The following is a 15,051-nucleotide window of genomic DNA, read 5'->3' as shown; positions in this document are numbered from 1 at the left end:
GCCACGAGCCTAGTCCTCGGTCGCCAGGACGTTCGTCCTGATGGTGAAGAACGTGATCAGTGCCGAGACCACCATCATCCCGGCGCTGATCAGCATCGCCGCCCGGAACCCGGCGTTGAACACCGCCGGGTTCTCGAACGCGTCGCCCACCAGCCCGACCAGCGGCGGCACCGCGGCGACGGCCAGGAGGCTGCCGGTGCGGGCCACGGCGTTGTTGATGCCGCTGGCCGTGCCCGCGTACCGCTCGTCGGCCGTGGCCAGCACGGTCGAGGTGAGCGGCGCGACCGCCGCCGACAACCCCAACCCGAAGACGGTCACCGCGGGCAGGACCTGCAACAGGTACGAGGCGCCCGGCCCGATCGTGCTCATCGCGATGAACCCGCAGCCCGCGAGCAGGATCCCGGCCGTCATCGGCCAGCGCGGGCCGAGCCGCTTGGCGACCTCGCCGGCCCGGCCCGACAGCAACATCATCAGGATCGTCGTCGGCAGCATGGCCAGCCCCGCCGCGATGGGCCCGAAGCCGGACACCACCTGGAGCTGCACCACGAGCAGGAAGAACACCACGCCCATGGCCGCGTACATGATCAGCGTCACCACGTTCACGGCCGTGAACACGTGGTTCCGGAAGATCCCCACCGGCACCAGCGCGTCCGGCGACCTGCGGATCTCGGTCACCACGAACGCCGCCCCCAGCAGCACTCCGGCGATGAGCGGCACGGGCGCGCCCTTCTGGATCAGCCCGTACGTGATCCCGGCCAGCGACAGCGCCGCCAGCACCGACCCGAGCACGTCGAAGCGCCCCACCGCCTCCTCGTCCTTGCTCTCGGGCACGTGCCGCAGGGTGACGAGCACGATGAGCGCCGCGAACGGCAGATTGATCAGGAACGCCCAGCGCCATCCGGCCGTCTGCACGAGCCAGCCGCCCAGCAGCGGCCCGATCGCGGCGGCCACTCCGCCGAGCCCCGACCATATCCCCACGGCCCGGGGCCGGTCGTGCCGCACGAACGACGCCTGGATGATCGCCAGGGACCCGGGCGTGAGCAGCGCCCCGCCGATCCCCTGCAGGGCCCGGGCGCCGATCAGGAACTCGATGTTCGGCGACAGGCCGCACAGCGCGGAGGCGACGGCGAACCACACGGTGCCGATGACGAAGATCCTTCGCCGCCCGTAGCGGTCGCCCAGGGACCCGCCCAGCAGGATGAGGCCGGCGAGGGTGAGGGTGTACGCGTTGATCGTCCACTGCAGGCCGTCCATGCCCGCGTCGAGCTCTTTGCCGAGGTACGGGAGCGCGACGTTGACCACGGTGCTGTCGAGGAGCGCCAGGCCCGAGCCGAGCACGGTCGCGCCCAGGATCCAGCGGCCGCGGGCGGACTTGAGCTCGACGTGGGCGTCCCCGGACACCGTTCCCTGGCCGCTCACGCGGCGCTTTCGGTGGTGAGGGCCCGCAGCACGAACTCGGACACCAGCTCCGCGGCCCGCTCGACCGTCACGTCCCCGCTGATCAGCGGAACCCGCTCGGCGCCGATGACGGCGAGGATCATCCGGGCCGTGGCCGCCAGGTCCAGCACGCGGAAGTCGCCGGACTCGACACCGCTGTCCAGGATCTCCACCAGGACGCGCTGCATGGGCGCGACGTGCTCGGCCAGCTGCTGGTAGGCGTCCGGGCCGAGGGCGGCGCTGAGATCGGCGGCCCCCGGGTGCGGATGGGCGAGCAGGCCGGCCAGTTGCAGCCGTACGAACGCCCGCAACCGATCGGCCGGAGAGGCGCCTTCGGGCAGGTCCCGTTCGTAGCTGTCGATGAAGTATTGAGTCACCCGCTCGGTGAACGCCAGCAGCAGCGCCGCCTTGTCAGGGAAGTAGTTGTACAGGACGGTCCTGGTGATGCCTGCCTCGCCGGCCACGTCCGTCAGTGAGATCGCGTCGATGCCGTGCACCCTGGACAGGCGGGAGAAGGCCTGCAGGATGCGGTCGCGCGTCTGTGCGCGATGCTCGCCGATGGTGGCGGCCGAGATTCGGGGCATAGGGCCATGGTAGGCCCCTTCCAGTTTCTTCCACCCGATACCGGTCGGCCCCGGCCCGCTGAGCCGATCAGGCGGCCTGGCGGGTCAGGCTCAGCTCGGTGAGGACCTCGGTGTTGAGCTGGTAGGCCAGGCGGACCTCGCCGATGACGCGTTGCCGCTCGCGCTCGTCGAGCTCCAGCTCGTCCAGTCGCGCGCGGTACTCGTTCTTGAACCTCGGCAGGCTGCCCAGCTCGTCGAAGATGTAGAAGTCGACGCCCCCGCCCTTGCCGTAGCCGTAGATCTTCTGCAGCTCCATCCGGATGAACTGCCCGCCCGACAGGTCGCCCAGATAACGCGTGTAGTGGTGCGCGATGTAGCCGCCCGGCCAGTCGGCCACCTGGTGGATCCGCGCGACCAGCGTGCGGGTGGCCTTGGACGGCGCGATCCGGTCCTGCCAGTCCTGCCCGTAGATCGTCGCCAGGTCCCGCTCGAGCGCCGGCTCCCGATAGAGCTCGGGGAACACGAACCGGCCGGCCACCGGGTGGTCGGCGAGCTGCCGGGAGACGCCGTCGAGGGCGGTGTACGCGAAGTAGTGCTGGGCCACCATCTCGCCGTATTCGCACTCGCTCAACCGGCCGCCCATGAGCTCTGAGAGATAGCTCTCGGACTCGGCGGACTCGTGGTCGGCCCAGGTGGCGTTCCTCAGGGTTTCGGAGAACGGCGTGGTCACTGACTACCTCAACTCGCATGTACGTTTCATGACGAAGTGTCACAAACGTCGGCATCGACGTCAAGCTGATGGCGACACTATGTCATGAAAACGCGCCTTTCCTCTTTCGTACCCGGGAAACGCTACGGCAAGAAGTCACCTCATCGGGATGGCCATCGCCATGGTCCTGGCCGCCTATCTGGTGTAGCGGTGCTTGGCGCCCGGCGGGAAATACTCCGGATCGCCGGATTCCCGCAGGCGGATGAACGGCATCTGCTGCGCGGCGGGCACGTAGTTGGCGAACTCGCTGTTCAGCCTCAGCAGCTGCGCCAGGATCGACTCGCCCACGACCTGGGCTGTCTCGTCCGACGGCTTCTCGCCGGGCATGAGCTCCACCGTGATCGTCAGATGCCGGTCGTGGCCGGCGTCCTCCGCCACCTCCATGACGAACTTCCCCGTCACCGACCCGCTGACCTCGGGCTGCTCCAGGCCGACGGCGACGTTCTCCGGGTAGACGTTCGCGCCGTAGTAGGACACCGTGAAGTGGGCGCGGCCGAAGACGTACACGAACGGCCGCTCCGGTCCCTTGGCCTCGGGCTCGAAGCCGCGCTGCCGGACGAAGCCGAGCATGTCGTCGTACGGCACCACGCCGCCCTCGTCGGCGATGTGGTAGCGGATGAGCGGGATGCCGTTGTCGCCCGAGAAGAGCAGCGTGCCCTGATGCTCCTCGAAGAACCGGACCTCCGGGTCGTACTGCACGAGCGTCGGCAGCCGGGACTCGCCGAACAACTCCCTGGCCGTGCCAGGCCGGGTGGACAGGAAGCGCCGGATCTCGACCGACAGCGGCGTCTCGTTGCCCAGGACGCCCGCGTCGGCGGTGCCGTACAGGGAGGCGATGCCCCTGACCGGGTCCGCGATCCCGGCCCGCTCGGCGACCAGGCTCCGCCATTCCTCGCTGAACACCTCTCCTGCCGTGACGAGCTTGATGTTCCAGTCGGCCCAGGGGAGGTCCTCGGTGTCGATGACGTTCTTCAGGAATGGCGGGTAGCCCAGCAGCACGACCTGGTCGAAGTGGGGCGCCAGCTCGGGGAGGACCCGAAGGATCTCCCTCCGGTCGGTGCCCGGCGCGACGACGGTGATCGGGTAGCCGCGTTCTGCCAGGTGCCGGCAGCAGTTGACGGTGAACAGCCCGCCGACCCAGGTGCCGAGGGCGAAGCAGACGACGGCGAGGGTGCGCCGCTCGCGGGCGGCGAAGGAGTCCCTGAAGACCTCCTCGAAACGGGCCGCGATCACCCGCTCGTCGTCCGCCGAACGCGGCCAGAAGGACGGGACGCCGGTCGAGCCGGACGACACGGCGATGATGTCCCCGATCACGCCGTTCCTGCACAGGTCGGGCAGGGGGTGGCGGCGGGTGTAGTTGTCCTTGGACGTCATCGGCACGCGCAGGAGGTCCTGCGGCGTCGTGACGTCCTGCGGGTCGATGCGGTGCTCCGCCAGAAAAGCCTGGTAGGCGGGAACGGTCTGCGCCACCTGATGAAAGAGCTCAACCGGGTCCATCAGCCGACTGTACGGCGGGGGCCCCAGAAGGGGAACGGAGGCGCTCGGTGGGGGCGGCTCAGCCCGGTCCCGGGGGCGCTCGCCGGGGCGGATCGGCATGGTCCGGGGGTCACTCGCCGGGGCGGACCAGGCCGGTCTCGTAGGCGAAGACGATCGCCTGGGCGCGGTCACGCAGCCCGAGCTTCATCAGCACCCGCCCCACATGCGTCTTGACCGTCTGTTCCACCACGGACAGCTTCTCCGCGATCTCCTGGTTGGACAGCGCCTGGGCGACCAGCGTCAGCACCTCCGTCTCCCGCTCGGTCAGCGTGGCAAGCCGCCGGCCCGCCACCGGCCGGGCCCCGCCCAGCTTGGCGAACTCGTGAATGAGCCGCTTGGTGATCGCCGGAGCGATGAGCGCCTCTCCGGCCGCGACCACCCGCACCGCCTCCACCAGCTGCGCGGCGGAGGCGTCCTTGAGCAGGAACCCGCTGGCCCCCGCCCGCAGCGCCTCGTACACGTAGTCGTCGAGGTCGAACGTCGTCAGGATGAGCACCTTCGGCCCGATCTTGCGGGACAGGAGCTCCCTGGTCGCCTCCAGGCCGTTCATGACCGGCATGCGCACGTCCATGAGCACCACGTCCGGGCTCAGCGCCGCCGCCCGCTCCACCGCCTCCCGCCCGTCGGCCGCCTCGCCCACGACCTCGATGTCCGGTTGCCCGCTCAGGAACACGGTGAACCCCGTCCGCACCATCCCCTGGTCATCGGCGATCAGAACCCGGATCAAGCCCTCCCCCTCTCCACGGTCGGCGAACGGCGTCGCCCGCACGTCGTCATCGGCCACCAGACCGCCCTCACCTGCGATCTACGAGCGCGTCTCTTTGAGGAGTCTCCTCCGGTTAAGGGGCGGCAGGCGCGCCTCATGGGCTGGCTTCCTCCTCATCGTCCGCGTCGTCCCTGATGGGCAGCGTCGCGCGTACCTCGAAGCCTCCGTCCTCGGTAGGGGCGGCGGCGAGCGTGCCACCGAGCAGCGCCGCTCGTTCGCGCATGCCCACCAGGCCCTGGCCGGCCCCCGGGGCCGAGCCGGGAGCGGCGCCCGGGCCGTTGGCGACCCACAGCCGCAGCTCGCCCCGTTTCCGCGCGACGCCCAGCGCCACCGTCGCGCCGGGCGCGTGCCGCATCACGTTGCTGAGCGACTCCTGCACGATCCGGTACGCCGACAACCCCAGGGCAGGCGGCAGCCGGTCGATCGGGCCTGAGCGTTCGACGAGCACGGTCAGCCCGGCGGCGCTGGCGTTGGAGACCAGCTCGCCGAGCCGGTCGAGCCCGGGCTGGGGCGCGGTGTCGGCGCGTCCGTCCTGGTCGCGCAGCACGCCGAGCACCTGGCGCAACTCGGCGATCGCCTCCAGCGACAGCCCGCGGATCTCCGCGAACCCCGCCTCCAGCTGTGCCCGATCGCCCCTGGCCTTGAGCGGCACCGCCTCCGCCTGGATCGCGATCACTGACATGTGGTGCGCGACCACGTCGTGCAACTCCCTGGCGATGCGGGCGCGCTCCTCCAGCACCGCCTGAGCGCTCTCTGCCTGCCGGGTGCGCAGCTCCTCCACCTGTAGCTTGGCCGTGGCGCTGCGCCGCACGCGCACGTTGTAGCCGAACAACGTCACGACCGAGAGCACGACCGCCACCAGCGGCATCGAGTTGGGGTGCACGATCCAGGCGGTCAGCACCGACAAGGTCCAGACCGCCAGGGTGATCCGCCGATCGCAGCGGACCCCGACCGAGTAGAGGACCAGCAGGTAGCTCGGCACCAGCGAGAACATGTAGGGCGGCTCGCTGCGGGCGAGGGTGCCGGTCACCCAGATGGTGATGGGCGTCAGCACGGCCGAGACCCGCCAGGCGGCCAGCGGCCACCGGTCGCGCAGCGCCACCGGCAGGGAGGTCCCGATCGCGCTCAGATAGAGGAACACGGAGGAGACCGGCCCGGGAAGGATCGGGTTGAGCACGTGGCTCCGCGCTGCCTGGGCGTTCCAATCCATGACGGCCGAGATCGTCAGGCCGTACAGGATGAAGGCCCCGACGAGGTCGGCCACCTGGACGAGATCGACGGTCCTGAACGGGAGCAGCAGCCCGAGCCGGCGCGGCGTCCGGAACGTCAGACGCCGCGAGCGCGGCGGAGGGTCGGCGTCGCCCTCGAACAACGCCATCGCAAACGGCCGCAGCGCGACCTCGACCACCCGCCCGAGCCCGCTGCCGCCCGGCCCGGACGGACGCCCGTTCCCACCGGACGCGCGCTCCTGCCGGGCGGGGTCGTCGTCCTGCCCTGATATGCGCTCGTGCTGGATGGGATCCACTGCCCTGGGCGTGCGCTCGTGCTGGATGGGGTCGTCGTCCTGCCCGGACGTGCGCCCGCGCCGGAGCCGGTCGCGGACGCGCTGGACGGAGATCACGTGGTCAAGGTTACGGACGCGGCCTCCGGATGGCGTCACACCACGGTCTGATCCAGAGCGTCACCCTCAGGTACGGCTTACAAAATTACGATCGCCGTGAGCGAACATCATCAAGAGAGGGAACAATGTCGGGCTCCAATGAATTGAGTCGGTATAACTCAACCCTTTGGAGTTCGCATGAGTGAGAGTCTGACCCTCCCGGTCCTGCCGCTGGACGACGAGGTCGTCCTGCCGGGCATGGTCGTTCCCCTGGACCTGTCCGACTCCGAGGTGCGCGCTGCCATTGACGCGGCCCGTGCATCCGGTGGCAACAAGCCGCGGGTCCTCCTCGTTCCCCGGATCGACGGCCGCTACGGCGCGATCGGCGTGCAGGCCGTTGTGGAGCAGGTCGGGAGGCTGCCCGGCGGAGAGCCCGCCGCCGTGGTGCGGGGCGTCAACCGCGTTCGCGTGGGCACCGGCACGACCGGTCCCGGCGCCGCGCTGTGGGTGGAGGCCGACACGATCGACACCGTCGCCGCCGGCGAGCGCGCCCACGAGCTGGCCAAGGAGTACAAGGCCCTGGCCACCACGATCTTGCAGAAGCGCGGCGCCTGGCAGGTGGTCGACCAGGTCAACCAGATCGACGACCCCTCGGTGCTGGCCGACAGCTCCGGCTACACCCCCTGGCTGACCACGGCGCAGAAGGTCGAGCTGCTCGAGGCCGCCGACCCCGCCGACCGGCTGGCCAAGCTGATCGAGTGGTCCCGCGAGCACCTTGCCGAGCTCGACGTCGCCGAGACGATCCGCAAGGACGTCCAGGAGGGCATGGAGAAGCAGCAGCGCGAGTTCCTGCTGCGCCAGCAGCTCGCCGCCGTGCGCAAGGAGCTCAAGGAGCTCAACGGCGACACCGAGACAGAGGAAGAGGACTACCGCGCCCGCGTCGAGGCCGCCGACCTGCCGGAGAAGGTGCGCGAGGCCGCGCTCAAGGAGGTCGACAAGCTGGAGCGGACTCCCGACCAGTCTCCCGAGACCGGCTGGATCCGCACCTGGCTGGACACGGTGCTCGACATCCCCTGGAACGCCCGTACCGAGGACAACTACGACATCACTGGCGCGCGGGCCGTGCTCGACGCCGACCACACGGGCCTGTCCGACGTGAAGGACCGCATCATCGAGCACCTGGCCGTGCGCAAGCGCCGCCAGGACAAGGGCCTCGGCGTGGTGGGCGGCCGCCGCAGCGGCGCCGTGCTCGCCCTCGCCGGTCCTCCCGGGGTCGGCAAGACCTCTCTGGGTGAGTCGGTGGCCCGCGCGATGGGCCGCAAGTTCGTACGGGTCGCGCTCGGCGGCGTACGCGACGAGGCCGAGATCCGCGGCCACCGGCGCACCTACGTCGGCGCGCTGCCCGGCCGCATCGTCCGCGCCATCCGCGAGGCCGGCTCGATGAACCCGGTCGTCCTGCTCGACGAGGTCGACAAGGTCGGCGCCGACTACCGCGGCGACCCGACGGCCGCCCTGCTGGAGGTGCTCGACCCGGCCCAGAACCACACGTTCCGCGACCACTACCTCGAGGTCGAGCTGGACCTGTCCGACGTGCTGTTCCTGGCCACGGCCAACGTCCTGGAGGCCATCCCCGGGCCGCTGCTGGACCGGATGGAGGTCGTCTCGCTCGACGGCTACACCGAGGACGAGAAGGTCGCGATCGCCCGCGACCACCTGCTGCCCAGGCAGCGGGAGCTGGCCGGGCTGACCGCCGAGGAGGTCACGGTCGAGGACGACGCGCTGCGCAGGCTGGCCGCCGAGTACACCCGCGAGGCGGGCGTCCGGTCGCTGGAGCGCGCGGTCGCGAGGGTCCTGCGCAAGGTGGCCGCCAAGGACGAGCTGCCCGTCACCGTGGGCGAGGGCGACCTCGTGGGCTACCTCGGACGGCCGCGGTTCGTGCCGGAGTCGTCCCTGCCCGAGGCCACCCAGCGCACCTCTGTGCCGGGCGTGGCCACGGGCCTGGCGGTCACCGGCGCCGGCGGCGACGTCCTGTACGTCGAGGCGTCCCTGGCCGACCCGGAGACCGGCGAGACCGGCCTCACGCTGACCGGCCAGCTGGGCGACGTGATGAAGGAGTCGGCCAGGATCGCGCTGTCCTACCTCCGCTCGCACGGGGCGGAGCTGGAGCTGCCGGTCACCGCACTGAAGGACCGCTCGGTGCACGTCCACTTCCCGGCGGGCGCCGTGCCCAAGGACGGCCCCTCGGCCGGTGTGACGCTGACGACCGCACTGGCGTCCCTCCTGTCCGGCCGCCTGGTACGCGGCGACGTGGCCATGACGGGTGAGATCTCGCTGACCGGGCGGGTCCTGCCGATCGGCGGCGTCAAGCAGAAGCTCCTGGCGGCGCACCGGGCGGGCATCACCACCGTCCTCATCCCGGCCCGCAACGAGCCGGACCTGGACGACGTGCCCGAGGAGGTCCGCAACGAGCTGACCATCCACGCGGTGAGCGACGTGCGCGAGGTCCTCGACATCGCGCTCGCCCCGGCGCAGGTGGCCTCTACGGTCGCGGCTTAATCTGGGCATAATGGGCGAATCATTCAGTCGTTTGACTGGATGATTCGCCCATGCTGTTATCAGGGCATGCTGTACGAGACCCCGGCGCTCGAGCCCGCGGACAAAGCCGTCCTCGAGGAGATCGAGGAGATGCGGCGCGACCTGAAGTACCGGCTCGCCGAGACGCACCGGTGGGACGGGCAGCTGCGCAGGCAGTTGCAGGCGCGGGCGATCCAGGGCTCGAACGCGATCGAGGGCTATCAGGCCGGCGTCGAGGACATCCAGTCGATCATGGCGGGGGAAGAGCCGCTGGAAACGTCGGCGCCGGTGGCGCGGGAGATCGCGGGATACCAGCAGGCGCTGACCTACATCCAGCTGCTTTCTCGCGCACCGGCATTCCGGTTCGACGTGGGACTGCTCAACTCGCTCAACTTCATGATGATCGGCCACCATCGCGACAAAACCCCTGGTGTGGTGCGGCCGGGCGGCATCTATGTGCGCAACTCCGCGACCGGAGAGGTCGTCTACGAGGGCCCGGATGCCGACCGGGTGCCTGGCCTGATGGACGAGCTCATCGAGTGGCTGAACAGTGGAGATCTCGACGCGCCGAGCTATGTGCGCGGCGCGATGGCGCATTTCAACCTTGTCGCGATCCATCCGTGGCGTGACGGAAACGGCAGGATGTCGCGCGCCCTGCAGACACTGGTCCTCGGCAGGGATCAGATTCTCACGCCCGAGTTCTCATCCATCGAGGAGTGGCTCGGCGTGGGCGAGAACACGATCGACTACTACCGCGCGCTCCGCGAGATCCAGCAGGGTTCGTGGGCGCCGCATGGTGGGACGCTCAGCTGGGTGCGGTTCTGCCTGAGGGCGCATCACATGCAGGCGCAGCGGGTCCGCCAGCGGCTTGCCGAGGCCGGAGAGATCTGGATGCTGCTGGAGGAACAGGTCGACGCCGACGGGCTCAACAGCCGTACCGTCTCCGCGCTCTACGAGGTGTTCGTGAACAAGCGGCTTCGCAGGAGCCGTTACCAGGCCGACGAAGGCCTCAGCCAGGGGCAGGCCGCGCGTGACCTGCGCGATCTCGCCGCCAAGGGGTGGCTGCGGCCGTATGGCGAGACCAAGGGCCGCTTCTACGCCCCGGGGCCGCGCATGGAGCGGATCAAGGCCGACTTCGCCGACCGTGTCACCCCTCTGCGCGACCCGTACCGCTAGCCCGGTTTCCCCGCGCGCCTCCGAGACGCGTCCCGCCGCACGGCCGCGGAGAAGTGAGGCAGTTCACACCGCACATCGGGAATCGTGCGAAGTGAAACGCTTGTTAGGTCAGGCGTGAAAGAGAACGCCATGTGTTGTATGCGCCGAATGCTGAGCCGCTGAAGCGTCCCCCCATCCGTTCTCTTCGAAAGCCCTCCTGATGATCGCACCAGGCTTCGTGCTGCGCAGGCTGAGTCACCTGCCGTTCCCTCCCGGAACCCACTGACACCATCCCCTTTCTGCCGGTGATGTACGTTTCCGCGGCCCGCCACCGGGCCGCCCTCAGTCGTGGGGATATTCCGTGATCCAGGCTTCAGGCCTGCGCAAACAGTACGGGGACACCGTCGCCCTGGACGGTGTCGACCTGCACGTGCGCGAAGGCGAGATCTACGGCGTGCTCGGCCAGAGCGGCGCCGGCAAGAGCACGCTCCTGCGCTGCGTCAACCTGCTCGAACGCCCCACCGCGGGCACCGTCACCGTCGCCGGGCAGGACCTGACCGCGCTGCGCAGCGCCGAGCTCAACCGCGCCCGCCAGCGCATCGGCATGATCCACCAGCACTTCGCGCTGCTGAGCTCGCGCACGGTCGCGGGCAACGTCGCCTTCCCCCTGGAGATCATGGGCGTGCCGCGGGCCGAGCGCGACCGGCGGGTCGCCGAGCTGCTGGAACTGGTCGGGCTGGAAGGCCGCGGCAAGGACCGCCCCAACCAGCTCTCCGGGGGCCAGAAGCAGCGGGTCGGCATCGCCAGGGCACTCGCGGGCAACCCCGCCGTGCTGCTGTCGGACGAGGCCACCTCCGCGCTCGACCCGGCCACCACGCAGTCGATCCTCGCGCTGCTCAAGCGGCTCAACACCGAGCTGGGCCTGACGATCCTGCTCATCACCCACGAGATGAACGTCGTCAAGAGCGTCTGCGACTCCGTCGCCATCATGGCGCACGGCCGCATCGAGGAGTCCGGCGCCATCGCGGACCTCATCAGGACGCCGGGATCCCGCTTGACCAGGGAGATCTTCCCGCTGCCCGAGCCCGCACCGTCCGGCTCGGTGACGCTGACGTTCACCGGCGACCCGCGGCAGCCGGTGGTGTCGGAGGTCGTCAGGAAGTTCGACGTGGACCTGAACATCCTGGGCGGCTCGATCGAGGACCTCGCCGGCGGCTCCGTGGGCCGCCTGCGCGTCGCGCTCGACGGCGCCGACTCGGCCGCGGCGCTGGCCTACCTGCGTGACGCGGGCCTGATCGTGGAGGTGGAAGGCGCATGACGTGGGATGAGATCCTCCCGCTGCTCTGGCCCGCGACGGCCGAGACGGCGCAGATGGTCGCCTGGTCGACGCTGTTCACCGCGCTGCTCGGGCTGCTGCTCGGCGTGGCGCTGGTGGTCTTCGACCGGGACGGGCTGCGGCCGCTCCCGGCGTTCAAGTCGGGGCTCGGGTTCGTGGTCAACATCGGCCGGTCCCTGCCGTTCATCGTGCTGATGATCGCGATCATCCCCTTCACCAGGCTCGTCGTCGGGACGTCGGTCGGGACGGGCGCGTTCGTGGTGCCGCTCACGGTCGGCGCGGTGCCGTTCTACGCCCGGCTCGTCGAGACGGCGCTCAGGGAGGTCGGCGCGGACGTGGTGCAGGCGGCCCAGGCCATGGGCGCGAGCCGGACCACCATCGTGCGCAAGGTCCTGCTGCCCGAGGCGCTGCCCGGGCTGGTCGCGGGGCTGACCGTGACCGTCGTCGCGCTCATCGGCTACTCCGCCATGGCCGGCACGCTCGGCGGCGGCGGGCTGGGCGACCTGGCCGTCCGGTACGGCTACCAGCGGTTCGAGACGCTGCTGATGATCGTGACCGTCGTCCTGCTCATCGTGATCGTGCAACTTCTGCAGAGCCTGGGCGACCGGATCGCTCGGCGCCTATCCCATAAGTAAGGAAAGATCATGAAATTTCGTTATATAGCGGGTGCTGTTGCGCTGGTCTTGTCGCTCGCCGCATGCGGCACGTCACAATCGGCGACGAAGACGGCCGAGTCTGCCGACGCCGTGCTGAAGGTGGGCGCGAGCCCGGTGCCGCACGCGGAGATCCTCAACTTCGTCAAGCAGAACCTGGCCCCGGCCGCCGGGCTGAAGCTCGAGGTCGTGGAGTTCACCGACTACGTGCAGCCGAACGTGCAGCTCGACGAGGGCCAGCTGAGCGCGAACTTCTTCCAGCACAAGCCGTACCTGGACGATTTCAACGCCTCCAAGGGCACCAAGCTGAGCTTCGTCACGCCGGTCCACCTGGAGCCGCTCGGCCTCTACTCCAAGAAGATCACCTCCGTGTCCGCGCTGGCCGGTGGCGCCACCGTGGCCGTCCCCAACGACGCCACCAACCTGGGTCGCGCGCTCAAGCTGCTCGCCGACAACGGCGTGGTCAAGCTCAAGGACGGCGTCGGCACCGCCGCCACTGAGCGCGACGTGGTGGACAACCCGAAGAAGCTGCAGTTCAAGCCGATCGAGGCGGCTCAGCTCCCGCGCTCGCTCGAGGACGTGGACGCCGCCGTGATCAACGGCAACTACGCCATCGAGGCCGGGCTAAAGCCCGCTTCGCAGGCGCTGGTGCTGGAGAAGACCGAGGGCAACCCGTACGTCAACGGCCTGGTCGTCCAGGCAGGCCACGAGAAGGACGCCAACATCGTCACCCTCGGCAAGCTCCTGCAGGACCAGAAGGTCAAGGACTTCATCAAGCAGAAGTACGAGGGCTCGGTCATTCCCGCGCAGTGACATAGATGTGAGCGCGAAGCCGCGACCCCGCCGCCGAGGTCGCGGCTTCGCGCGTTCACGGGGCGCCTGTCGTCACGGCCCCGCACGGGTGCCGGTGGCGCGGCGGCGGTCGGCCGAATAGTGTTCGATCATGTATCCGGGAGCCATCGCAGCAGTCACCCCAGACAAGCCCGCTGTGATCATGGCGGGCTCCGGACGGATCATCACCTACCGCGAGCTTGACGAGGAGTCGAACCGGCTGGCCCACCTGTTCCGCGCGGCCGGGTTGCGCCCGGGCGACCACATCGCCTTCATGCTCCCCAACCACCCCCTCTACCTGACGGTCGCCTGGGCCGCGCTGCGCTCGGGCCTGTACTACACGCCGATCAGCTCCCGGCTGCAGACCGACGAGCTGGCCTACATAGTGAACAACTGCGGCGCCCGGGCGTTCGTCTCCAGCGCCGACCTGGCCGCCGTCGCGGGCTCGATCACCGCCGCCACGCCCGGCGTCGAGGTGCGGCTCATGCTGGACGGCGTGGCCGAGGGCTTCGAGCCGTACGAGGAGGCGGTCGCCAAGCACCCGGCCACCCCGATCGACGACGAGTGCATGGGCGTGGACATGCTCTACTCGTCGGGCACCACGGGGCGGCCGAAGGGCGTCAAGATCCCCTCCGCGCACGGCCCGCTCACCGAGCCGGGCACGTTGCTCCACCTCATCCAGGCGCTGTTCGCGCCGTCGGCGGACAGCGTCTACCTCTCGCCAGCGCCGCTCTACCACGCCGCGCCGCTGCGCTACAGCCTGACGTTCCAGCGGCTCGGCGCCACGGTGGTGGTGATGGAGCGCTTCGACCCCGAGCAGTTCCTGGCGCTGGTGGAGCGGTACGGGGTGACGCACTCGCAACTCGTGCCGACGATGTTCATCAAGATGCTCAAGCTGCCGGAAGAAATCCGGACAAAGTACGATCTCTCCTCGCTGCGGTGTGCCGTCCACGCCGCCGCCCCCTGCCCGGTCCCCGTCAAGGAGCAGATGATCGACTGGTGGGGCCCGATCATCCACGAGTACTACGCGGGCACCGAGGGCAACGGCTTCCTCTACGTCAACTCCCAGGACTGGCTCCAGCACAAGGGCACGGTCGGCCGTTCGCTGCTCGGCGTCGTGCACGTCTGCGACGAGGACGGCAACGACGTGCCGCGGGGCGTGGACGGCACGGTCTACTTCGAGAACGGCGGCCGGTTCGAGTACCACGGAGACCCGGACAAGACCCGCGCCGCGCAGGACCCCCAGGGCAGGGGCTGGACCACGCTCGGCGACATCGGCCGTCTGGACGACGACGGCTTCCTCTACCTCACCGACCGCCGCTCGTACATGATCATCTCTGGCGGCGTGAACATCTACCCGCAGGAGGCCGAGAACGTGCTGTCGGTGCACCCGAAGGTGGCCGACGTCGCGGTGTTCGGGGTGCCGGACGAGGAGATGGGCGAGCAGGTCAAGGCCGTGGTCGAGCCGGTCTCCATGGCGGAGGCCGGCCCTGAGCTGGAGGCGGAGCTGATCGCGTACTGCCGCGAGCGTCTGGCGCACTACAAGTGCCCCAAGTCGGTGGACTTCCGCGAGGCGCTGCCGCGCCATCCCACGGGCAAGCTTTACAAGCGCCTGCTCAGAGACGAGTACTGGCCGGTTCGCGGGTAAAATCTTCGGAATTTCGCACGTCTCTCGTTCCGAGCCCCCACCTGGATCGATAAAGCCGGGGTCAGCCTTCTCAGAAAGCTCCAATGACCGGCTTAACCAGCTCTTAGCGACGCGCCATCGGTGTGCAAGGGACAGTCTAAGCAGGGGAGCGCGAACCTGTGTACTGAACACTTAAGCCGTCCA

General features: G+C 69.5%; 12 protein-coding genes. 6 read left to right on the top strand and 6 right to left on the bottom strand.

Features of this window, described 5'->3' with window-relative positions; all coding sequences use genetic code 11:
• Positions 1–9: 9 nt before the first annotated feature.
• The 6 genes from ACIBVN_RS36970 to ACIBVN_RS36945 form a co-directional block, all read right to left on the bottom strand.
• Positions 10–1,419, bottom strand: coding sequence for an MFS transporter (locus tag ACIBVN_RS36970; RefSeq protein WP_397144581.1), 1,410 nt, complete (start codon positions 1,417–1,419; stop codon positions 10–12).
• Positions 1,416–2,021: a TetR/AcrR family transcriptional regulator gene (locus ACIBVN_RS36965; protein WP_397144579.1), complete on the bottom strand. Its 606-nt coding sequence runs from the start codon at positions 2,019–2,021 to the stop codon at positions 1,416–1,418. The genes ACIBVN_RS36970 and ACIBVN_RS36965 overlap by 4 nt, the downstream gene beginning before the upstream one ends.
• 67 nt (positions 2,022–2,088) lie before the next feature.
• Positions 2,089–2,730 (bottom strand): heme oxygenase (biliverdin-producing), encoded by a 642-nt coding sequence (locus ACIBVN_RS36960; protein ID WP_397144577.1) that lies wholly within the window; start codon positions 2,728–2,730, stop codon positions 2,089–2,091.
• A 174-nt stretch (positions 2,731–2,904) separates the two neighbouring features.
• Entirely contained in the window at positions 2,905–4,266 is a 1,362-nt protein-coding gene (locus ACIBVN_RS36955) for a phenylacetate--CoA ligase family protein (protein WP_397144575.1), read from the bottom strand.
• A 109-nt stretch (positions 4,267–4,375) separates the two neighbouring features.
• Positions 4,376–5,032, bottom strand: a complete 657-nt coding sequence (locus tag ACIBVN_RS36950; protein WP_397144798.1) for a response regulator — start codon at positions 5,030–5,032, stop codon at positions 4,376–4,378.
• A 133-nt stretch (positions 5,033–5,165) separates the two neighbouring features.
• The gene (locus tag ACIBVN_RS36945) at positions 5,166–6,692 is read right to left on the bottom strand and encodes a sensor histidine kinase (RefSeq protein ID WP_397144573.1); all 1,527 of its coding nucleotides are present in this window, start codon (positions 6,690–6,692) and stop codon (positions 5,166–5,168) included.
• Between the two features lie 177 nt (positions 6,693–6,869).
• On the opposite strand from ACIBVN_RS36945, the gene lon reads away from it, so the two are divergent.
• The 6 genes from lon (at position 6,870) to ACIBVN_RS36915 (ending at position 14,868) form a co-directional block, all read left to right on the top strand.
• Positions 6,870–9,227 carry an endopeptidase La gene (gene lon, locus ACIBVN_RS36940; RefSeq protein ID WP_397144571.1) on the top strand — a complete coding sequence of 786 codons (2,358 nt, stop codon included), beginning with the start codon at positions 6,870–6,872 and terminating at the stop codon, positions 9,225–9,227.
• Between the two features lie 66 nt (positions 9,228–9,293).
• On the top strand, positions 9,294–10,421 hold the full coding sequence (locus ACIBVN_RS36935; protein WP_397144570.1) for a Fic family protein: 1,128 nt from the start codon (positions 9,294–9,296) through the stop codon (positions 10,419–10,421).
• Between the two features lie 340 nt (positions 10,422–10,761).
• Positions 10,762–11,718 carry a methionine ABC transporter ATP-binding protein gene (locus ACIBVN_RS36930; protein WP_397144568.1) on the top strand — a complete coding sequence of 319 codons (957 nt, stop codon included), beginning with the start codon at positions 10,762–10,764 and terminating at the stop codon, positions 11,716–11,718.
• On the top strand, positions 11,715–12,371 hold the full coding sequence (locus ACIBVN_RS36925; RefSeq protein WP_397144565.1) for a methionine ABC transporter permease: 657 nt from the start codon (positions 11,715–11,717) through the stop codon (positions 12,369–12,371). Before ACIBVN_RS36930 ends, ACIBVN_RS36925 begins: the two co-directional genes overlap by 4 nt.
• Positions 12,372–12,380: 9 nt before the next feature.
• Complete coding sequence (locus ACIBVN_RS36920) at positions 12,381–13,202, top strand: MetQ/NlpA family ABC transporter substrate-binding protein (protein ID WP_397144563.1); 822 nt, start codon at positions 12,381–12,383, stop codon at positions 13,200–13,202.
• A gap of 130 nt (positions 13,203–13,332) precedes the next feature.
• A complete protein-coding gene (locus ACIBVN_RS36915) occupies positions 13,333–14,868 on the top strand; it encodes an AMP-binding protein (RefSeq protein ID WP_397144561.1) in 1,536 nt (511 codons plus the stop codon).
• Positions 14,869–15,051: the final 183 nt, after the last annotated feature.

The sequence above is a fragment of the Nonomuraea sp. NPDC049400 genome (assembly GCF_044466425.1).
Classification (GTDB): domain Bacteria; phylum Actinomycetota; class Actinomycetes; order Streptosporangiales; family Streptosporangiaceae; genus Nonomuraea.
This window is presented reverse-complemented; position numbering and strand designations above follow the sequence as displayed.